Raw genomic sequence first — 19,700 nt, forward strand, 5'->3', positions numbered from 1 at the left:
CGTCACCGCTGTCCTCGGGAGAGCAACCGCGCGAGGGCGACGGTCGAGAGCACACCGATGAGCGATCCGAGCATCACCACGTCCAGTGCCACCGCAGATCCCTGACGGATCACGAACAGCACGAACAGTGCCACCGCGCAGAAGTAACTCAGATCAGCCATGACGGCACGGTTGGCATCGCCCGGTCCGCGTACCGCGCGGACCGCCGCCACCACCATGCTCGCGACGACGATCACGGTCGACACGGCCAGTAGCACCGTCAACAGCGGGCTCATCGGTCATCACCTCGCAGAACGGACAGCACCCGGTCCTCGGTCTGACCGAGCAACTCGATCATCTCCTCCCGGGGCCCGCCGAGCACCACGTGGACCCACATCTCGTCGTCACCGATGACCGTCACCAGTGTTCCCGGTGTGACGGTGATCGCCCAGGCCAGGGCCGTGATCTCCACGTCGGTGCGGCAGCGCATGGGGTAGCGCACCAGCACCGGGGTGCCGATCGGTCCGGGGGTGACGGCCTCCTTGGCCAGGGCCACCGACGACAGCACGACGTTCCACAGCAACCACCCCAGGACGACCGGGGCGCGGAGTACCCGGCGGATCACGAGCGTCCCCCGATCGTCGAGTCTGTCATCGCATCGGGGCCGTCGAGCACGGCCGAGACGTACGCGTCGGTGTCGACGAGGCCGGCCACCGCCCGGTCCACCTCCGGGGCGATCGCCCCGTACCCCAGGAAGATGGCCACCGACAGGGCCGCGAGTACGCCCCCGGGCACGAGCAGGCGCGCCGGCACGCGCGGAGACGGGCGAACGTCGTTGTCGTCGTCGTCATCGTCGTCGCCGTGCTCGTCAACCCACTGCTGGCGCTCGTCGCTGTCACCGTCGTCATCGCCGGGACGGGGCGCGGGTCCGCCCCACATGATGCCGCGCCACAACCGGAGCATGGCCACGAGCCCGATGAGGGAGGAGACCAGGACGACGACGACGGTGGCGACTCCCCATGCGCCACCCGTCCCCAGGGCGGCGGTCACGACCTCGAGTTTGCCGGTCAGCCCCGAGGTGGGCGGCAGTCCGACGAGGGCCGCGATGGCGAGCACCAGCAGCACCCCCAGCGGACGTTCGCGGTACCAGAGGCCCGACAGCCCACCCAGCTGTCCGCTGCGGTAGACGTGCTCGGCGGCACCGATCAGCATCACGAGCGCCCCGATGGTGACCATGTGGTGGATCATGTAGACGATCGCACCGCCGGGGGCCTGCGCGACCGCCAGCGCGGCGAGGATGACGCCGACCCCGGAGACCATCTGCCAGGCGAGGATCTCGCGGGCGCCGACGGGGGACGCCGAGGCGACGGCACCCCACAGCGCGGTCACCAGCGCCACGACCAACAGGACGCGGCCCCATGCCGGATCGAGGTCGAAGGCGGTGGCCCAGATCCGGATGACCGCGTAGAGAGCCACCTTGGTGTGCAGCGCGGAGAACAGCGCCATGACCCCGGCGGAGGTGCCGGGGTAGGCGCGGGGCAGCCACCCGTGGACGGGTACGGCGCCGGCCTTGATGCACAGGGCCATGAGCACCACACCCAGGGCGGCGGCGACCCGGCCGTCCTCCTGTGCCGCTCCCGCGAGCACGGCGAGGTTGACGCTTCCGGCGGTGCCGTACACGAAGCCGACGCCCGCGAGCAGCAGCGTGGAGGTGAGGAGGTTGATCACGACGAACAACCGGCCCACGCCGAGGCGGCGCCACGTACCGGTCATGGCGATGAGGGCGTACGAGGGCAGCAGCATGACCTCGACGAAGACGAAGAGGTTGAACAGGTCGCCGGTGAGCAGGGCGCCGTTGGCGCCGGCGAGCAGCAGCAGGGCCAGCGGGGCGAAGTAGCGGCTCCGGCCGAACTCCCCGGTCTGGTCACAGAACACCAGGGACATCAACGCCACCACACCGGTGGTGACCAGCATGAGCGCGGCGAACGAGTCGGAGACGAAGGGGATCGCGACGCCCGGCACGAAGCCGCCCACCGAGGCGGCGATCACCGGTTCGGACCGGTGCAGTACGAGGAGCACGACCCCGGCGACCGCGGTGGCCGCCGGGACCGCCAGCGCCACGAGACGGCCGGCCTGCCGGGACGGCAGGATCGCCGTCACGGCGGCCGCCATCACGGGAATGGCTGCCAGCAGGGGCAGGAGCAGGGCGGTCACGACGCGTACTCCTCACCGGTGGGCGGGACGTTGTGGGTGTCGTCGTCGCGGCTCACCACCGCGAGCGAGAGCATGAACACGGTCACCGCGAGCGTGATGACGATCGCGGTGAGGACGAACGCCTGGGGGAGCGGGTCGGCGGACACGTCGACTGCGTTGACGTCGGCGAGTGGCTCGGCCCGCCAGGCCGCCACGCCAGCGCTGAGCAACGTGAGGTTGACCGCGTGGCTGATGAGCGCGAGACCGAACACGACACGGACCATGCCGCGCTGCATCATCAGGTAGACGCCGCCCGCGGTGAGGACGCCGATCATGATCGCGATGGTCACCGGGCGACCTCCTCGTCGGTTCCGCGACGAGTCCCCGGGGTGCCCCCGGTTACGCCGGTACCGGCCCCACCACTGGTTTTCCGCGGGCCTGACTTCCGGCGGCCGGTGTCCGGCGCGTCGGGGCCGGAGACGACCTCTGCGGGGGCGCGGCCCGCGCCGAGCGTGTTGAACGCGGTCATGACCAGTCCGAGGACGCCGGCGTAGACCCCGAGGTCGAAGATGAGGGCACTGGAGAGGCGCTGGCCCAGGAAGTACCCGTTGGCGGGCTGGAGGAACTGCCCGAGCGCGTAGCCGCCGATCCCGGTGAGTCCGGCGACCACCAGCCCCCCGCCGATGAGCGCGACCGGGGTGGAGGGTCGGCTCACGGGGCGATCCGACTCGCGGGCCAGGTAGACCAGCGCGAATGCGCACGCCGCGACCAGGGCGGCGATGAAACCGCCGCCGGGCTCGTTGTGGCCACGCCACAGCAGCATCACGGAGACCACGGCGAGGACCGGCGTCACGCCCCGTGCGAGCAGCTTCAACGGCACGGTGTTGCGGGCGGCGTCCTCCAACGCCTCCGCGGCCGTGCCGGTGCTCTTCGCGGAACCGGGCAGGGTCTCGCGGACGGACTCGGGATCCATGGTCTGGGCGGTGGCCCGGACCGAGCCGAGGACGCCGAGGATCGCGATGCCGGCCACGCCGAGCACGGCCACCTCGCCGAAGGTGTCGAGAGCGCGGAACTCCACGAGGATCGTGTTGACGATGTTGCTCCCGCCGGTGATCTCGGGGCCGTTCTCCAGCAGGTACACGCCGATCGGGGAGCGTTCCCGGCGCCCGGTGAAGACCAGCACACCGATGGTGGTTGTGATGCCGGTGAGGACGGCCAGCACGATGGCGGCGGTGTTCCTCGGGCGGGAGGCGGTGATGAAGTCGCGGGGCAACCGCCTCAGGACGAGCACGAACACGATGATCGTGAGCGCCTCGACCAGCAGCTGGGTCAGTCCGACGTCGGGCGCGCCGAGGCCGAAGATCTGGATGGTCACGGCGATCCCGACGGCCGACAGCAGCACCGCGGCCGACAGGCGCGAGCGCGTGACGCACAGTCCCAGCACGCCCACCGCGACCACGAGGAGCAACACGACGTCGATCGCGTTCTCGAGCCCGCCGACGCGCGGGGGGATCGAACTGCCCGTCGCCAGGGCCCATCCGCCGATCCCGACCGCGTAGACGCTCAGTACCGCCAGCAGGGCGCCGGCGTGCCGGGCGGGGGAGTCCGACGCGGTGGGACGGACCAGCGCGCGGCCGGCGCGCGTCGCCGCCGACGTCAGGCCCTCGAGGACGGAGGCGCCCGTGAAGGGGAGCAGCTCCCGGTCGAGTGCGCGGTCGATCGGCGTGCGCTTCCAGGCCAGCAGGGCACCGACGACGAGGATCAGGGCGGTGAGCCCGACCTCGAGGGTCAGCCCGTGCCACAGGACGAAGTGGGCCTCGTAGGTCAGGTCGTCGATCGTCCCGGCGGGAGCGGTGCCGTAGACGACGGCGGTGCCCGGCTCGTTCGGGGGCCAGCCGAACGGCCCGGCCGCGGCCTCGGCGACCGCGGACATCGGCACGTCGAAGACCCAGACCACGAGCGCCAGCGGCAACCCGATCGCGGCGGGCAGGGCCGCGGGCAGCCAGAGCCGGACCGGTGCCTCGTGGACCCGGCCGGGGTCGGCCGCCGGCCGGGCCGGGTCGCGGTAGACGCCGAGGAAGCCGCCCAGCACGATCCGGGCGCAGTAGAGGAAGGTGAGGATCGCCCCGATCACGGCGGCGGTCAGCAGGGCGGTCACCGCCACCGTGTTCCCGCCGGCGACGTCGCCGAACGCGATGAGCATGGACTCCTTGGACACGAAGCCCAGGGTGGGCGGCACGGCGGCCATGGCGCCCGCGCCGAGCACGGTGGCGCCGAACGTCCACGGCATGCGGCGCCACAGCGGGCCGAGGTCGCGGATGTCGCGGGCCCCCGCCTCGTGGTCGACCACGCCGACCAGCATGAACAGTCCGGACTTGAACAGGGCGTGGGCGACGGTGTGCAGTGCGGCGGCGGCGAGCGCCTCCTGCGTCCCCACGCCGATCGCCGCGGTGATCCACCCCAGCTGGCTCACGGTGGAATAGGCCATGAGCTGCTTGAGGTCGGTCTTCTGCAGGGCGAACACGGCCGCCATCACGGCGGTTCCCATGCCCACGGACACGAGCAGTGCGTTCCACACCGGCACGTCGTGGAAGGCCGGGGAGAACCGCATGAACAGGAAGATCCCGGCCTTGACCACGGCCGCGGCGTGCAGGTACGCGCTCACCGGGGTCGCCGCCGCCATCGCGTCCGGCAGCCAGAAGTGGAACGGGAACTGGGCGGACTTGGTGAACGCGGCCACCGCCACGGCGACCGCGATCGCTGCGGTGAAGCCGGGGTCGGTGGACCACACGTCGTGCGCGAGGGCCTCCGAGATGGAGGTGGTGTCGGTGCGCAACCACATGGCCACGAGCGCGCCCAGCAGCACGAGGCCACCGACGACGGTCACCGTGAGGGTGCGCAGCGCGGCGGCGTAGGCAGGGCGGCCCGAGTTGGCGATCAACGCGAACGACGCCAGGGACGTGAGCTCCCAGCACACGTAGAGCAGCACCATCGAGTCCGTGAGGACGAGCCCCAGCATGGAGACCGTGAACAGGGTCATGAGCTGGTAGAAGCCGTAGTGCTGTGGGCGCCGCCCGCGGGCGTGCCGACGCCCGTGCCCGTGGTCACCGCCGCCGGAGAGATACGACGACGAATAGATCAACACGATCGCGCCGATCACCAACGCGAGCATCGCGAAGAGCAGGCCCGTGGGGTCCGCGAACAGGTCCAGGGTCCAGTCGCGGGCGGGCACCCAGGGGATGCGTACGACCTCGGTGGGCCTCCCCGACAGGGCCAGCGAGAGCGGCCCCAGCAGCGCGAACGCCCCCAGTAGGTAGAGCGCCGCGAGCGGCCATCCCGCGCCCCGGCCCAACCACCGTGTGAGCGGCCACGCGAGCAGGGTGGCCAGACCTGCAGCAGCGATCGCGAGGACGGGGCTCATGGCTCCTTCCTGCGCGGCAGCGGGTAACGAGGGGTGCGAAGGTTTCCACGGAAGTTTATCAACAGCCACGGACACCGATGCGGGGGCATGCCGAGTGACCTGCGGGAACACCGGTTCCAGGGGGCTACGATCCGGCCATGACCTCCTCGGACGCCCCCTCTGAGACCTCGCCGCACACCGACATCCTGCCCGTCACCGACCCCGGCACCTCCCCTCGATCAGACCCCCCGGACGCGCCGGACGCCCCGGGCCACGAGGTCGGCGCCGCCCGCGGGGGACCCGCGCGGCGGCTGCTGGGCCTGGCGCTGATCGTCCTGCCCCTCGTCCTGGCCGCACTGTGGGCGGTGGTCGGGCCGACCCCCCAGCAGGAGGACGCCGCCCCCGGCGCCGGCGGGCCCCTGCGTTCGGCGCTGGCGGAGGCGTCGGCCAACTCGTCGTTCACGGTCGCCGGAGCGGAGCAGTTGCGCTCCGGGACGACCGAACTCGCCGACGGCGCCGGGCAGCTGCGCGACGGCTCCGCGGAGCTGGCCACGGGCATGGAGCAGTTGCAGGCGGGGATGGGGCAGGCCGGATCCGGGGCCGAGGAGGTCGCGGGCGGCGTCCGTCAGGTCGTGGGTGCGGTCCGCGGGGTCGCCGTGATCCAGGGGCAGGTCTCCACCGCGATCGAGGACGCCCTGTCGCGGCTGCAGGGCGACGCCCCGGAGGTCGTCCAGGCGCGCAACGCCCTGACCGGGCTCCGCGACCAGCTGGCCACCCAGGGCCTCGACCAGAACACGCTGAGCAACCTCGACCAGCTCGACTCCGGCGCGGCGGAACTCGCCCGCCAACTCTCCGCCCCGGGCGCCGAGCTGCGCGACGGCGTCTACTCCGCCACCCGTGGCGCCCGCGAACTCGCCGGCGGCGCGGGCGAGCTCGCCACGGGAGCCGACACGCTCCGCGACGGTGCGGCCAGCGTCGCCGACTCCGCCGGCCGCACCCAGGAGTCCATCGGCAAGACCGGGCGGGCCCTGGCCGTCGAGCAGGGCGACGCCGGGCTGGAGGCCGCCGCGGCCGCCGACGACTCCGAGCGCCGCACCTCCGCCGGGATCCTCGGCGTCGCCGCCGCAGCGATGCTCGGAGCACTGCTCGTCCAGCTCGTCCGCCGGCCCGGCTCGTCGATCGCCGAGTCGGTTCTCGCGCTGACCCTGCTCACCGCGAGCCTGTCCGCGTGGGCGCTGGCCACCGCCGACGGCCCCACCGCGGGCGGGGCTACTGCCGCCGTGGCTCTCGTCGCCCTCGTCGTCGTCGCCTCCTCCGCCCTGTGGCGCGCCCTCGTCGCGGTGCTCGGCCCGTGGCCCGGTCGGATCACGGCGGTGATCCTCGCCGCCGCGTCGGCCGGCGCGGCGTGGTGGGTGTGGGTCGCCGGCGGTGCGCCCTCGGCGATCGTCACCGTCACCTCGGCGACCACGACCGGGCAGGCCACCGCGGCGCTCGACGCCGTGCTCCTGTCCGGGCCCGCCTCCGTCGCCTGGACCGGCGCGGCGGTCCTGCTGGCGGTCGCGGTGTTCTCGCTTCTGGCGGTGATCGTCGCCGGGCGGCCCCGCGCCCGCCGGTAGACGTCGCGCCGAGGCGGACCCGCTCCCGCGCCGACGAGAAGAGCGTTCCGCACGCCTCCCTCTCGGGAAACGTGTGCGGAACGCTCTTCGGGATGAAGGGGTCGCGCGAGGTCAGTCGGCCAGGCCGACGACCTCGTGTTCGTCGGAGGGCTCGTCGGTGATCGCGTCCACGCCGCCGTCGGTGAGCATGGGGACGCTGAAGACGAACTCGGGGATCGCGAAGGCGTCGACCAGCGTGCGCGCCCGGCCGGCCAACTTGGTGCAGAGACGGTTGCGGGCCGCGGTGGCCGCCTTCGTCCGCTCGGTCGTCAGACGGTTGTGCTCGAGGAACCAGCCCTTGTCGCCGTCCACGATGTCGAGCACGTACAGGTCGCACAACATCCCGAGGACCTCCCTGGCCTCCGGGTCCTCGCAGGCCTCCACGGCCTCGGCGAAGCGGGCGAACACCCAGCTGTCCATGTGGGCGCGACCGGCCTGCAGGAGATGATCCTGCGCCGAGTTGAAGACCTTGAACGCCGCCGAACCGTCCTGGCCCTGCGCCTTACGCAGCCGGCGCGCGACCGTCTCCAGCAGGTGCTCCTCGCGGTCGACGAGGAGCTGGAGCTGGTTGCCGCGATCGAGCAGGTCGGTGTGCTCGCGGTCCGTCACGGCGTCGACGAGCTTCTGCCACAGGGTGGAGGCGCGGGCCTTCTCCTGCACCACGTCGACGGCCGTGCTCAGCGCGAACGCGACGGTCTCGCGCTGGTCCATGTCGCCGAAGTCCGCGGCGTAGGAGCTCAGGAGCTCCTTGCCCACCAACTGGGTGAGCACCACGTTGTCGCCCTCGAAGGTCGAGAAGACGTCGCAGTCCTTGCGCATCTCCGTGAGCAGGTTCTCCGCCATGTAGCCGGCGCCGCCGCAGGCCAGGCGGGCCTCGATGATCGTGTCGTTGGCGAACGCGGTGACCGAGGCCTTGATGCCCGCGGCGTGGGTCTCCATCTCGCGGCGACGGACCTCGTCGAAGGCCTCCGGGTTCTTCTCGAACTCGTCCAGTTCGAGGATGATGGCGTTCTGGGCGCACGCGAACGCGTACGCGCGGGCGACCCGTGGCATGAGCCGACGCTGGTGCTCGCGGTACTCCAGCAGCGGGATGCCCTTGCCGGTCTCCGGGTGGTCGAACTGCCGGCGGACCAGCGAGTACCGCACGGCCAGCGCCAGCGCGGTGCGCGCGGACGCGCCCGCCGCCGCTCCCACCGACACCCGACCGCGGATGAGCGTGCCGAGCATGGTGAAGAATCGGGCGCCCACCGAATCGATGGGGGAGGAGTACTCCCCGTCGGCGTCGACGGCGCCGAAGCGGTCGAGCAGCGCCTCCCGCGGGACCCGCACGTCGTCGAACCAGATCTTGCCGTTGTCCACGCCCGCGAGGCCGCCCTTGGGGCCGTGGTCGGAGGTGCGCACCCCCGGCAGGTCGTTACCGGCCTCGTCGCGGATCGGCACGAGCAGGCAGTGGACACCGTGGCGGAGTTCCCCGCCGTCGTCCGCGGTCGTGATCAGCTGGGCGAACACGGCGGCCATCCGGCCGTCGCGGGCGGCGTTGCCGATGTAGGCCTTCTCCGCGCTGGGCGTGGGGGTGTTGACGACGAACTCGCCGGTCTCACGATCGAACGTCGCCGTCGTCTCCAGGTTCTGCACGTCCGAGCCGCCGCCGACCTCGGTCATGGCGAAGCAGCCGAGCAGGTCCAGGGACATGACGTCCGGCAGGTACTTCTTACGGGTCTCGGAGTCGCCGAGGTTGGCGATCGCGCCGCCGAACAGGCCCCACTGGACGCCGGCCTTGACCATGAGGGACAGGTCGAGGTGGCCGAGCATCTCAAAGGACGTCAACGCCCCGCCGGTGACACCGGTCCCACCGTCCTCCTCGCGGAACCCCAGCTTGGGCATCCCGGAGTCGGCCAGGCGCTGGAGCTGCGCCAGTACATGGTCGCGATGCTCCTCCATGCCCAGCCCGATCGGGTTGAGCATGTCCGGGGTCATGGCCTCGCGCGTGAACTCGCGGGCATCGGCCCAGGTCCCGTCGAGGACCTTCTGCAGCGAGGCCGCGAGGACCGCGTCCCCCGCCCCGGTGGTGGTGATGCGGCCGTAGTTCGGGTGCACGGCCGGGCCGGTCCCGGGTGCACTGTCCCCTGCGGCGGCGGCGTTCTGGACGTCGGTCTCGGAGGTCATGACACGACTCTACGGAGAGTCCGCGCCGCTGTGCACCGGAAGAGCGGCCCCACGTCGGCGGCACCACGGCAGGGGGAACCCGAGGGCACGGCACGAACTGGCCGAGGGCACGAAAAGACCGAGGGCCCGGATCACCGACGTGATCCGGGCCCTCGCATTGTCGGGGTGGCGGGATTTGAACCCACGGCCTCTTCGTCCCGAACGAAGCGCGCTACCAAGCTGCGCCACACCCCGGTCGACAACGAGGGATACTCTAGCGCCCCGCCGCCGGAATCGCGAAACCGGGTCAGGCCGGCAGGGGCACCTTCACCCGTTGCGGGGTCACCGGGACCTCGGATCCCTCGCCGCCACCACCGGGGGCGGCGACCAGTTCCAGCAGGGTCGCCTCCGGGCGGCAGAACGTCCGAACCGGCACGTACGGAGAGGTGCCCAGGCCGGCGGAGACGTGCAGCACCAGGTTCCGGCCCCACGCGGACAGACCCTGGGCCCGCGAGCGGTCGATGCCGCAGTTGGTGACGATCGCGCCGGTGGGGAGGCAGAGTTGACCACCGTGGGTGTGCCCCGCGAGCGCGAGGTCGTACCCGTCGGCGTCGAACCGGTCCAGCACGCGTGGCTCCGGGGAGTGCAGCAACCCGATCCGCAGGTCGAAGGCGGGCCCGGCGGGTCCGGCGATCTCGTTGTAGTGGTCCCGTCCGATGTGGGGGTCGTCGACACCGGCGACGAGCACGCTACGGCCGTCGACCGCGATCTCGGCGCGCTGGTGGGTGGCGTCGACCCAGCCCCGCTCGGTGAAGGCGGCCCTGAGATCCCGCCACGGCAACGGGACGGCCGAGTGTTTCTGGCGGCCTATCCCGATGTACGGCAGCGGGCTCTTGGGGACCGGGGCGTAGTAGTCGTTGGAGCCGAACACGAACGCCCCGGGCCGGTCGAGCAGTGGCCCGAGGGCCTGGACCACGGAGGGCACGGCCCGGGCGTCGGAGAGGTTGTCGCCGGTGTTGACGACCAGGTCGGGCTCCAACTCCGCCAGCGAGTTGACGAACTGCTGCTTACGCTTCTGGCCGGGCATCATGTGCAGGTCCGAGACGTGGAGGATCGTCAGGGGCCGCGAGCCGGGCGCGAGCAGCGGCAGGGAGTGGCGGCGCAGCGTGAAGGCGTTGCGCTCCCAGCCCGTGGCGTACACGGTTCCCGCCACGACCGCCCCGGCGAGGACGGCCGCCGCGCGGGCGGGGGAGGTCGTCGAAACCCGGGTCTTGCGTGAAGGGCGTGACATCAGTCCAGACTACCGACGCCGGGCGGGGTCACCGCGGCGGCGAGATGGTGATGGGGGCCAGGCCCGGCACGTTGAGCACGATGGGTTCGTCCCCGACCGGCGCCCCCGGGCCGGAGGCGCCCTGCCCCTGCGCGCCGGTGCCCCCGCCCCCGCCGCCGCCCGATCCGTCGGAGACGCGGAGGGTGAGCTGGGACCCGGGGATGCCGGTGCTGCCGTCGACGCCGATGACGGTGCCGTACGGGCGGCCCGTGCCGGAGACGAACTGCGTGTTGACGACGAACCCGGCGTTGGTGAGCAGCGACGTCGCGGCGGACTGGCTCATGCCCGCGACGTCCGGGGCGGCGGCCCCGCTGGTCCCGGCCTGGTAGGCGGGATCGGGTGCGGGCAGTCGGAGCGGGCCGTAGATGTCGGCGATCGGGGAGAAGGCCGAGAACCAGGTCTGTGCCGGCTCGAGGCCACCGAAGAGGTTGCCGTACGAGCACTGGCGCAGGGGGCTGGTGCACAGCTCGGTGGTGGTGGTGCCGTCGTTGAACGCGTAGACGGCCGCCGCGTAGTTGTTGGTGAAGCCCAGGAACGCGGAGGACCGGTTGGCCTCGGATGTTCCCGTCTTGCCGGACATCGGCAGGCTCCACCCGGCGCCCGATGCGGCGCCGGCCGCCGTGCCGCCGCTCACGTGGTCCTTGGACATGGCGACGGCGAGGGTGTCGGCGAGCCCTTCCTCGACCACCTGCTCGCACTCCGGCTCGTTCAGCTCGACGGGTGCGCCGGTGCGGTCGGTGATCGACTCGATGGGACTGGGGGGACACCAGACGCCGCCGGAGGCGATGGTGGCGCCGACGTTGGACAGTTCCAGCGCGTTGACGGCGGTGGGCCCGAGGGTGAACGAGCCGAGGTTGTTCTTCTTGACGAACTCGCTGATCGAGTCGCCTCCGGGCGCGGTGCCCTTACGGTCGTAGGAACGCATGCCGAGGCGGACCGCCATGTCGACGGTGGGCGAGACGCCCACGTCCTTGATGAGATTCACGAACGTCGTGTTGGGCGACTGCGCGAGGGCGTCGGTCACGGACAAGGAAGAGGGGTACGAGCCGGCGTTCTCCACGCAGTACTGTGCGGGCGGGCACCCGGCGGCGCCACCGGCGCCGAGTCCGGAGACCTGGACGCGACGCGGCACCGGGAGCCTCGTGTTGGTGCCCATGCCCTTCTCCATGGCGGCGGCGACGGTGAAGACCTTGAAGACCGAGCCCCCGCCGTCACCGACCAGCGAGAACGGCTGCGGTTGCACAGTCTGGCTGTCGCCCAGTTCGAGTCCGTACTGGCGACTGGAGGCCATCGCGACGACCTTGTGGGCGTCCTTGCCGGGCCGGACGACGCTCATGACCTCGGCTACGCCCTGGGCGGTCGGGTTGCCGTACGTGTCGACCGAGCGCTGGACGTTCGACTGCACGGTCTCGTCAAGGGTGGTGCGGATCGTGTACCCGCCCTGCTCCACCATGTCCCGACTCAGGCCGTTCTCCTCGAGGTACTGGAGGACGTAGTCGCAGAAGAATCCGCTGTCACCGGCGGTGATGCACCCCCGGGGCAGCGGGTTCGGTCGCTCGAGCACACCCAGCGGTTCGGCCGCGTAGGACTCGCCCTCCGCCGGGGTGATGGCGCCGGTCTGGACCATCGTGTCGATGACGGTGTTGCGGCGCTGCGTGGTGCCCTCGGGGTTGGTGTACGGGTCGAACCGACTGGTGGACTGCACCATGCCCGCGAGCATCGCCGCCTGGGGGACGCTGAGGTCGCGGGCGTCGACGCCGAAGTAGGTCTGTGCCGCGGTCTGGACGCCGAACGTGCCGTTGCCGAACGAGATCAGGTTGAGGTACTTGGTGAGGATCTCGTCCTTGCTCAACTCCCCGTCGAGGGTGAGCGCCATCCGGATCTCTTTGATCTTGCGCGCGGGCGTGGTCTCGACCGCGGCGCGACGCTCCGCGTCGTTCTCGGCGGAGACGAGGAACTGGTAGTTCTTGACCAGCTGCTGGTCGATCGTCGACGCGCCCTGCTCGACCTCGCCGGAGGTGGCGTTGGTCAGGGCCGCGCGGACGGTGCCCCGCCAGTCGACGCCGTTGTGGTCCGCGAACCGGCGGTCCTCGATGGCGATGATCGCAAGCTTCATCTGCTGCGAGATCTCCTCGCTGGGCACCGGCACGCGCTGCTGGTCGTACAGCCACGCGATGGGGGCGCCGGCGGAGTCGGTCACCGTGGAGATCGACGGCAGGTCACCCTTGATGAGGTCCGCGGACGTCCCGGCCAACGTGTCGGCCATCTTGTTGGATGCCAGCCCCGCTGCCCCCGCGATCGGGAACAGAGACCCCGCCGTGACCACCCCGGCGGCGACACACGTCGCGACCAGCTTTCCCAGCGAACTCATAGCCGACACACGCACAGGGTACGTGACCACCCCTCCGGGACCACCCGTCGCGCGGCGATCATGTGTCGACTCTTTACTTCTGTTGTGTGACTGCGGTAACAATATGGGGGAACGCGGGACGGATCGGACCGGAATGGGATCGCGATACACGAATCCCAGGTGCGAACGCCCGCCGACACAGTGAGTCCGCCGCGTCGGGCGGGCTCAGAAGGCCGGAGACGTGCGCGGTGAACCCGTCCACGACTCCACTCACGCTAGGGGTATTTCGATGACGTCCACCCTCCCCGGGACCACCCACTCCTCCGACCACGGGGTCCGCCCCGGTGCCGGCAACCCCCTCGGCTCCGAGGAGATCATCATCGGGGAGGGTCGCCAGGAATGGGTGGCCCAGGCCCGGTGCAAGGACATCGATCCGGACGAGCTGTTCGTCCGCGGCGCGGCGCAGCGTAAGGCCGCGTCCATCTGCCGGCACTGCCCGGTCCTCCTGCAGTGCCGGGCCGACGCACTCGACAACCGCGTCGAGTTCGGTGTCTGGGGCGGTATGACCGAGCGTCAGCGCCGCGCCCTGCTCAAGCAGCACCCCGAGGTCCGTTCCTGGGCAGACTTCTTCGCGCAGCAGATCGAGCGGCACACCGCGGTCTACTGAGTCCTGAGGTCTACCGAGTCCTGGCGAGTCGAGGCCCGGACACCTCGAGCGCGGCCCGCGGCACCCGCCGCGGGCCGCGCTCGTATCCGTCAGCCGCAGAGTTGGTCGCCCACCGACCGCAGTGCCTCCAGGTTGGAGATCTCGAACGGCAGTGAGGGCACGCCGACGATCCGCACGTCCGGGTGGGTGTCGGTGAACGACTCGAGCAGTCGGACCTCCTGCTTGGCGGTGCCCGCCCGGTCGGCGTGGATGCGCAGCACCGCCTCGGCCTCCGGGTTCTCCCCGGCCAGGCGGTCGGCGGCCGCGCAGGCCTGTTCGGCGCTCAGGTCGGTCAGTCGCGGATGGGTGCGGTTGACCACGACCCCCGCCAGCGGCATCTTCTCCTCGGACAGTCGCTCGGCGAAGAACGCGGCCTCGCGCAGGGCGGGCCGCTCCGCGGAGGAGACCACCAGGAACTCCGTGCCCTTGCGGCGCAGGATCGCCTGGGTCCGGGACGCGCGGGTGGAGAACCCGCCGAACGTGGAGTCCAGCGCCACCACCATCTCGGAGGCGTCCTTGAGCATCGAGGACCCCACCACCGTGGACACGCCGCGCATCGCGGTGCTCATCGCGCCGGTCACCAGGCGTCCGACCCCGCGGCCGGGCGTGGAGAGCAACCGCATGAGCCGACTGTCGAGGAACGCGCCGAGGCGGCGCGGTGCGTCGAGGAAGTCCAGTGCGTTGCGCGACGGGGGAGTGTCGACGACGACGAGGTCCCACGCGGAGTCGTCGAGGAGCTGCCCCAACTTCTCCATGGCCATGTACTCCTGGGTCCCCGCGAAGGAGGTGACCATCGTCTTGTAGAAGCGGTTGTCCAGGATGTCCCGGGCCTTGGCCTCCGTGGTGTTGGCCACCACCAGTTCGTCGAACGTGCGGCGCATGTCCAGCATCATCGCGTGCAGTGACCCGCCGGCGGCGGATTTCTCCTGCCCGAGGTCCACGGGGGAGGGTTCGTTGGACAACTCGTCGATGCCGAGGGCCTGCGCGAGGCGACGGGCCGGGTCGATGGTCAACACGACCGTGTCGCGGCCGAGTTCGGCGGCCCGCAGGGCGACCGCCGCGGCGGTGGTCGTCTTGCCCACGCCGCCGGCGCCGGTGCACACCACCACCCGGGTGGCGGGGTCGGTGAGCATGGCGGTGATGTCGAGGCGGCGTGTCATGTCAGTGGACTCCCTGGTCGACGAGGGCGGAGGCGAGGTCGTAGAGGTCCGCGACCTCCACCCCGTTGGGCAGCGCCGGCAGCACGAGGGTGGGGCAGGCGGCGGAGGTGAGCGTCTCGCCGGCGCGAAGTTGACCGCGGGCCACGCGGGCGTGCTCGATCGCCTGCACCAGCAGGCCCTGCAGTCCCTCGTCGTCGACCTCCACGCCGGTCGCGTCGAGGCCGTCCGCGACCGCCTCGGCGTCGATGTCCTCCTCGGCGATCCGCCGCAGCGCCTCGTCGTCGAGGTGACGGGTTTCCGCGCGGTTGATGATCACCTGGCCGACCCGCAGTCCATGGCTCTTGAGTTCGGCGATCGCCTCGATGGTCTCCTGCACCGGCAGTGACTCCAACAGCGTCACCAGGTGCACGACCGTGCGGGTGGAGTGGACCAGCTCGGCCACGGCCTCCGCCTGGCGGCGGATGGGCCCGCCCCCGCCGGCGAGGTCTGCCATCGCGGTGGTGACGTCGAGGAACTTGCCGATCCGGCCCGTGGGCGGGGCGTCGACCACCACGGCGTCGTAGACGACCTCACGCTTGGCGTGCTCGCGCGCGACGACCTCATAGATCTTGCCGGTGAGCAGGACGTCCTTGAGCCCGGGCGCGATCGTGGTCGCGAATTCGATCGCACCGACCGACTTCATCACCTTGCCCACCACCCCGAGGCGGTAGAAGGTGTCGAGGTAGTCGAGCATCGCGGCCTCGATGTCGATCGCCAGCGCGAACACCTTGCCGCCGCCGTCGACCCTGGCCACGAGTTCCTCGCGGTAGGGCAGGGGGGCGCGGTCGAAGATCCGGGCGATGCCCTGACGTTCCTCCACCTCCACCAGCAGGACCCGCTTACCGGTGGAGGCCAGCGCCAGTGCGAGGGAGGTGGCGACGGTCGTCTTGCCGGTGCCGCCCTTCCCCGAGACGTAGTGCAACTCCGCCCGTTCGGAGCTGTCGGACCACCCGGTGGACAGCTCGTCGGCGATGGTCGATCGTGTCGACCGCGTACCTGGACTCATCGTGGACGGCATGCGTTCCACACTAAGCGCTCACACCACCGCGCGCGGGGCGCTCGTGACTTACCTAGAGTGGGGCACATGAGCGAATCCACTGGAGCAGCCCGGTTCGAGTACGTGACGGTCCCGCTGCTGACGCACGCCACCAAGCAGATCCTCGACCAGTGGGGAGGCGACGGCTGGGAGCTGGTCTCCGTTCTGCCCGGTCCCACGGGTGAGCAGCACGTCGCCTACATGAAGCGACAGCTCTGATGCCCGAGACCGAGACCGCCGGCTACTGGACCCGCAAGCTCGACCAGCTGGGTCTGGAGCTGCCGACGGTCGTCCCGCCGGTCGCCAACTACGTCCCGGCAGTACGTACCGGCGCGTTCGTGTACACCTCCGGGCAGTTGCCCATGGTCGACGGCGCCCTGGCGGCCACGGGCAAGGTGGGGGCCGAGGTCACCGCCGAGCAGGCCGCCGAGCTGGCCCGCACCTGCGCCCTCAACGCGCTGGCGGCCGTCGACGGGCTCGTCGGGATCGATTCGGTGGTGAAGGTCGTCAAGGTGGTCGGGTTCGTCGCCTCCGCGCCCGGCTTCAGCGGGCAGCCGGGTGTCCTCAACGGCGCCTCCGACGTGCTCGGTGAGATCTTCGGCGACGCCGGCGTCCACGCCCGGTCGGCGGTCGGTGTGTCCGAGCTGCCGCTGAACGCACCCGTCGAGGTCGAGCTCGTGGTCGAGGTCGAGGGATAGCCGCGATGTCCGCAGGCCTGGCCCCGATCACCTTCCCGGCGTACGAGACCCTCCGACCCGTCACGGAGCTGTCCGGGGTCATCCTCTGCGACAACCCCTCCGAGATGACATTCGAAGGGACCAACACCGTCATCCTGCGGGCCCCGGGGTCGCACACCTGCGTGGTGGTGGACCCCGGGCCCGACGACCTCGCGCACGCCGAGCGGATCGCGGCCATCGTGGGAGAGATCGAGCTCGTCGTCGTCACCCATCGTCACGGCGACCACACCGACGGCATCGATCACCTGCGCGGATTCACCTCCGCCCCCGTCAGGGCCGTGGAGGAGCGGTTCTGCCGGGACGCCGCGCCGTTGGTGACGGGCGGTGACGACGACGAGGTGATCCACGCCGCCGGCCTGGACATCATCGTGCTCGGCACCCCGGGGCACACGGCCGACTCGATCAGTCTCGAGGTGCGGGCCGCGGGCACCGGGTTCACTGCTCCGCCGGACTGCGTGGTCCTCGGGGACACGATCCTCGGCCGGGATTCGACGGTGCTGGACTCGACCGACGGTGATCTCGGTGACTACCTGGGCAGCATGGATCTCCTCGCGGCGCGGGCCGACGGGGTGATCGGCATCCCGGGGCACGGGCCCGACGTGGAGAACACCGGCCGCGCGGCCCAGGTACTCGGTCGGCACCGGCGCGATCGACTCGACCAGATCATCGCCGCCCGGGCCGAGTTGGGGCGCGACGCCTCGGCCGAGGCGATCACGCAGCACATCTACCGCGGCGTGACGCCGTTCCTGCTCAAGGTGGCCGAGCAGTCCACCAAGGTCGCGCTGCGCTACCTCGACCGCCTGGACACGGGGGGCACGGGTGGCGCCGCCGACGCCTGATCCGCCCGCGACCTGACCAGCCCGCCCCGCCCCGCCCGCGACGCCTGACCCGCCCGCAACGCCCGCCGGGTCCGACCATTCGCGAAAATCGGCTAGTCCGAATAGGGATCGGCTAGTCCACTTGGAGTCGCCGATCCGGATTCCGGCTAGCGGATTCGGGTGGGGGCGCGGGGACGCGGGGGAGATTGTCCACAGGGAGGATTTCTCCACAGGCTGCCTGCATATCGCAGGTCACGGCGGGAGTGCGCGTGTCGGCGTGGGCGAGACTGCCGAACATGGGTGCATCAAAGACAGACGACCACGACAGTCCCTTTCTCTCGACGTTCGCGCAGCTCGCCCGCAGCGGCCTGGACCACGATGAGATCAACAGGCGGATCGGCGCCGGAACGCTACGGCGGGTGCGGTCCGGCGTCTACGCCCACGAGCCGGAAGCGGCGCCCGCCGGGAGCGGGCCCGACTACGTCCTCAGGGAGCGGGAGTTCCTCGAACGAACTCGGGCGGCCGCGCTCGCCGTGGAACCCGGGACGGTGATGTCGCACGGCTCCGCCCTCGCGCTCTACGGGCTGCCGCTCCACGGGATCCCCTTGGGCCGACCCACCGCCACCCGGCCGCGCGAGGGCGGCGGAACGCGGCGCAGTTCGGCGCTCGTGTGTTTCACCCTGCCCGTGGAGGGGGCGACCAGACTCGTCGACGGCATCCAGTTGACCTCTCCCGCCAGGACGATCATCGACGTCGCACGGACGGTGAGCCTGGAGAGCGGCGTGGCTGCTGCCGATCAGGCCATCCGCCGAGGCATGTTGTCGCGCCCAGAGCTCCAGGACGAGGCGGGTCTGGCTAAGGGGCGCACGGGTGTCGGGCGCGCGCGGGCGCTGCCGGAGCTGACATGCGGGTTGGCGGAATCGGTTCTGGAATCGTTGATACGGCTGATCCTGGTGTTCGCGGGTCTCCCGCAGCCCGAGATGCAGGTGTGGCTGTCGGGCCGGAGCGGCAAGCGGTTCCGCGTGGACTTCTACTGGCGAGAATGGAGGCTCATCGGCGAGGCGGACGGCTTCGGCAAATACGGGAACAGCCCGCAGGAGATACGGGAAGCACTGAGCCGTGAACGCCAGAGGCAGCGCGATCTGGAAGATGCCGGCTACGTGGTGATTCGCTGGGTATGGGATGACCTGCGGCGTCCGGACGTGATCGTCCGGCGGGTGAAGGACGCGATGCGTCGGCAGGAGCAACTCGGACTCGGCCGCGCGGCGTAAGAGCGTCGCCCGCCGGCAACCAAGAATCCGCTACTCGGAATAGGGATCGGCTGGTCGGATTGGACTAGCGGATCCCTATTACGGGTAGCGGATTTCGGGGCGGGGGCTGGGGCTGGGTCTGCAGCCGGGGCCGGGGCCGGGGCTGGGGCGTCAGCGGGCGCGGCGGGCCAGCCGCTCGGTGTCGGAGATGATGACGCTCTTGCCCTCGAGCCGCAGCCAGCCGCGGTGCGCGAACTCGGCCAGCGCCTTGTTCACCGTCTCGCGGGAGGCGCCGACGAGCTGGGCGATCTCCTCCTGCGTGAGGTCGTGCGTCACGCGGATGTTGCCGCCCTCCTGCGTGCCGAAGCGCTGCGCGAGCTGCAGCAGGGCCTTGGCCACGCGGCCGGGCACGTCGGTGAAGATGAGGTCGGCGAGGTTGTTGTTGGTGCGGCGCAGGCGGCGGGCCAGCACGCGCAGCAGCTGGTCGGAGATCTCCGGACGCTCGGCGATCCAGCGCTTGAGGGCCGAGCGGTCCATGGCCTGCACGGACACGTCGGTGACACACACGGCCGACGAGGTACGCGGGCCGGGGTCGAAGATGGAGAGCTCACCGAACATGTCGGACGGCCCGAGGATGGAGAGCAGGTTCTCGCGACCGTCGGGGGCCTTCCGGGAGAGCTTCACCTTGCCGGAGGTGACGATGTACAGGCTGTCGCCCTGCTCGCCCTCGCGGATGATCACGTCACCCTTCGAGTACTCCTCGCTGGTCAGGTCGGAACGCAGGGCGGAGACCGCTGCCGGCTCCACGCCCTGGAAGATTCCGGCTCTGGTGAGGACGTCGTCGGCAGACTGGTCCGTGCGGCGATCAATCGTCACAGTCTGTGACCCTCCGTTCGGGCGCG

Annotated in this window: 17 protein-coding genes and 1 tRNA gene; 6 read left to right on the forward strand and 12 right to left on the reverse strand. The window is 71.1% G+C overall.

The window, feature by feature from the left end; translation table 11 throughout:
- Positions 1-2: 2 nt before the first annotated feature.
- The 5 genes from G6R20_RS01695 to mbhE are packed head-to-tail and all read right to left on the reverse strand — an operon-like array spanning position 3 to position 5,593.
- Positions 3-275, reverse strand: a complete 273-nt coding sequence (locus G6R20_RS01695) for a monovalent cation/H+ antiporter complex subunit F (protein WP_067716228.1) — start codon at positions 273-275, stop codon at positions 3-5.
- Complete coding sequence (locus G6R20_RS01700; RefSeq protein WP_163375413.1) at positions 272-604, reverse strand: Na+/H+ antiporter subunit E; 333 nt, start codon at positions 602-604, stop codon at positions 272-274. Before G6R20_RS01700 ends, G6R20_RS01695 begins: the two co-directional genes overlap by 4 nt.
- On the reverse strand, positions 601-2,193 hold the full coding sequence (locus G6R20_RS01705) for a proton-conducting transporter membrane subunit (protein WP_069390352.1): 1,593 nt from the start codon (positions 2,191-2,193) through the stop codon (positions 601-603). The genes G6R20_RS01700 and G6R20_RS01705 overlap by 4 nt, the downstream gene beginning before the upstream one ends.
- Positions 2,190-2,522, reverse strand: coding sequence for a cation:proton antiporter subunit C (locus tag G6R20_RS01710; RefSeq protein WP_067716236.1), 333 nt, complete (start codon positions 2,520-2,522; stop codon positions 2,190-2,192). Before G6R20_RS01710 ends, G6R20_RS01705 begins: the two co-directional genes overlap by 4 nt.
- A complete protein-coding gene (mbhE, locus tag G6R20_RS01715; RefSeq protein WP_163375414.1) occupies positions 2,519-5,593 on the reverse strand; it encodes a hydrogen gas-evolving membrane-bound hydrogenase subunit E in 3,075 nt (1,024 codons plus the stop codon). Before mbhE ends, G6R20_RS01710 begins: the two co-directional genes overlap by 4 nt.
- Positions 5,594-5,730: 137 nt before the next feature.
- Between mbhE and G6R20_RS01720 the strand changes: the two genes are divergently transcribed.
- Positions 5,731-7,188 (forward strand): hypothetical protein, encoded by a 1,458-nt coding sequence (locus G6R20_RS01720; protein WP_163375415.1) that lies wholly within the window; start codon positions 5,731-5,733, stop codon positions 7,186-7,188.
- 111 nt (positions 7,189-7,299) lie between these two features.
- Here the strand turns inward: G6R20_RS01720 and G6R20_RS01725 are convergent, their stop codons facing one another.
- From G6R20_RS01725 to G6R20_RS01740, 4 genes are all read right to left on the reverse strand, one after another.
- Positions 7,300-9,393 (reverse strand): acyl-CoA dehydrogenase, encoded by a 2,094-nt coding sequence (locus G6R20_RS01725; protein ID WP_096906158.1) that lies wholly within the window; start codon positions 9,391-9,393, stop codon positions 7,300-7,302.
- A 160-nt stretch (positions 9,394-9,553) separates the two neighbouring features.
- A tRNA-Pro gene (locus G6R20_RS01730) sits at positions 9,554-9,627 on the reverse strand.
- 52 nt (positions 9,628-9,679) lie between these two features.
- The gene (locus G6R20_RS01735; RefSeq protein ID WP_069389392.1) at positions 9,680-10,663 is read right to left on the reverse strand and encodes a metallophosphoesterase; all 984 of its coding nucleotides are present in this window, start codon (positions 10,661-10,663) and stop codon (positions 9,680-9,682) included.
- A 28-nt stretch (positions 10,664-10,691) separates the two neighbouring features.
- A complete protein-coding gene (locus G6R20_RS01740) occupies positions 10,692-13,073 on the reverse strand; it encodes a transglycosylase domain-containing protein (protein ID WP_163375693.1) in 2,382 nt (793 codons plus the stop codon).
- Between the two features lie 268 nt (positions 13,074-13,341).
- Here G6R20_RS01740 and G6R20_RS01745 point away from each other — a divergent pair, with 268 nt between their 5' ends.
- On the forward strand, positions 13,342-13,719 hold the full coding sequence (locus tag G6R20_RS01745; RefSeq protein ID WP_187352252.1) for a WhiB family transcriptional regulator: 378 nt from the start codon (positions 13,342-13,344) through the stop codon (positions 13,717-13,719).
- A gap of 89 nt (positions 13,720-13,808) precedes the next feature.
- Here G6R20_RS01745 and G6R20_RS01750 read toward each other — a convergent pair whose 3' ends face one another.
- Complete coding sequence (locus G6R20_RS01750) at positions 13,809-14,918, reverse strand: ArsA-related P-loop ATPase (RefSeq protein ID WP_067716252.1); 1,110 nt, start codon at positions 14,916-14,918, stop codon at positions 13,809-13,811.
- A gap of 1 nt (position 14,919) precedes the next feature.
- Positions 14,920-15,975: an ArsA-related P-loop ATPase gene (locus tag G6R20_RS01755; RefSeq protein ID WP_096907367.1), complete on the reverse strand. Its 1,056-nt coding sequence runs from the start codon at positions 15,973-15,975 to the stop codon at positions 14,920-14,922.
- Between the two features lie 66 nt (positions 15,976-16,041).
- On the opposite strand from G6R20_RS01755, the gene G6R20_RS01760 reads away from it, so the two are divergent.
- From G6R20_RS01760 to G6R20_RS01775, 4 genes are all read left to right on the forward strand, one after another.
- Positions 16,042-16,212, forward strand: coding sequence for a DUF4177 domain-containing protein (locus tag G6R20_RS01760; RefSeq protein ID WP_096906156.1), 171 nt, complete (start codon positions 16,042-16,044; stop codon positions 16,210-16,212).
- Positions 16,212-16,691, forward strand: coding sequence for a RidA family protein (locus G6R20_RS01765; protein ID WP_096906155.1), 480 nt, complete (start codon positions 16,212-16,214; stop codon positions 16,689-16,691). Before G6R20_RS01760 ends, G6R20_RS01765 begins: the two co-directional genes overlap by 1 nt.
- Positions 16,692-16,696: 5 nt before the next feature.
- Positions 16,697-17,569, forward strand: a complete 873-nt coding sequence (locus G6R20_RS01770; protein ID WP_163375416.1) for an MBL fold metallo-hydrolase — start codon at positions 16,697-16,699, stop codon at positions 17,567-17,569.
- 275 nt (positions 17,570-17,844) lie between these two features.
- The gene (locus G6R20_RS01775) at positions 17,845-18,819 is read left to right on the forward strand and encodes a hypothetical protein (protein WP_163375417.1); all 975 of its coding nucleotides are present in this window, start codon (positions 17,845-17,847) and stop codon (positions 18,817-18,819) included.
- 150 nt (positions 18,820-18,969) lie between these two features.
- Here G6R20_RS01775 and G6R20_RS01780 read toward each other — a convergent pair whose 3' ends face one another.
- Positions 18,970-19,674, reverse strand: coding sequence for a Crp/Fnr family transcriptional regulator (locus tag G6R20_RS01780; RefSeq protein WP_096906152.1), 705 nt, complete (start codon positions 19,672-19,674; stop codon positions 18,970-18,972).
- Positions 19,675-19,700: the final 26 nt, after the last annotated feature.

Origin of the sequence: Dietzia sp. Alg238-R159, from assembly GCF_900537145.1 — a bacterium.
Lineage (GTDB): Bacteria > Actinomycetota > Actinomycetes > Mycobacteriales > Mycobacteriaceae > Dietzia > Dietzia kunjamensis.

What these genes read in the sequence shown, in the direction of transcription:
- G6R20_RS01695 (WP_067716228.1), bottom strand. Translation starts at nt 275, where the DNA reads ATGAGCCCGCTGTTGACGGTGCTACTGGCCGTGTCGACCGTGATCGTC.
- mbhE (WP_163375414.1), bottom strand. Translation starts at nt 5,593, where the DNA reads ATGAGCCCCGTCCTCGCGATCGCTGCTGCAGGTCTGGCCACCCTGCTC.
- G6R20_RS01720 (WP_163375415.1), top strand. Translation starts at nt 5,731, where the DNA reads ATGACCTCCTCGGACGCCCCCTCTGAGACCTCGCCGCACACCGACATC.
- G6R20_RS01725 (WP_096906158.1), bottom strand. Translation starts at nt 9,393, where the DNA reads ATGACCTCCGAGACCGACGTCCAGAACGCCGCCGCCGCAGGGGACAGT.
- G6R20_RS01735 (WP_069389392.1), bottom strand. Translation starts at nt 10,663, where the DNA reads ATGTCACGCCCTTCACGCAAGACCCGGGTTTCGACGACCTCCCCCGCC.
- G6R20_RS01740 (WP_163375693.1), bottom strand. Translation starts at nt 13,073, where the DNA reads ATGAGTTCGCTGGGAAAGCTGGTCGCGACGTGTGTCGCCGCCGGGGTG.
- G6R20_RS01745 (WP_187352252.1), top strand. Translation starts at nt 13,342, where the DNA reads ATGACGTCCACCCTCCCCGGGACCACCCACTCCTCCGACCACGGGGTC.
- G6R20_RS01750 (WP_067716252.1), bottom strand. Translation starts at nt 14,918, where the DNA reads ATGACACGCCGCCTCGACATCACCGCCATGCTCACCGACCCCGCCACC.
- G6R20_RS01755 (WP_096907367.1), bottom strand. Translation starts at nt 15,975, where the DNA reads ATGCCGTCCACGATGAGTCCAGGTACGCGGTCGACACGATCGACCATC.
- G6R20_RS01760 (WP_096906156.1), top strand. Translation starts at nt 16,042, where the DNA reads ATGAGCGAATCCACTGGAGCAGCCCGGTTCGAGTACGTGACGGTCCCG.
- G6R20_RS01765 (WP_096906155.1), top strand. Translation starts at nt 16,212, where the DNA reads ATGCCCGAGACCGAGACCGCCGGCTACTGGACCCGCAAGCTCGACCAG.
- G6R20_RS01770 (WP_163375416.1), top strand. Translation starts at nt 16,697, where the DNA reads ATGTCCGCAGGCCTGGCCCCGATCACCTTCCCGGCGTACGAGACCCTC.
- G6R20_RS01775 (WP_163375417.1), top strand. Translation starts at nt 17,845, where the DNA reads ATGGGTGCATCAAAGACAGACGACCACGACAGTCCCTTTCTCTCGACG.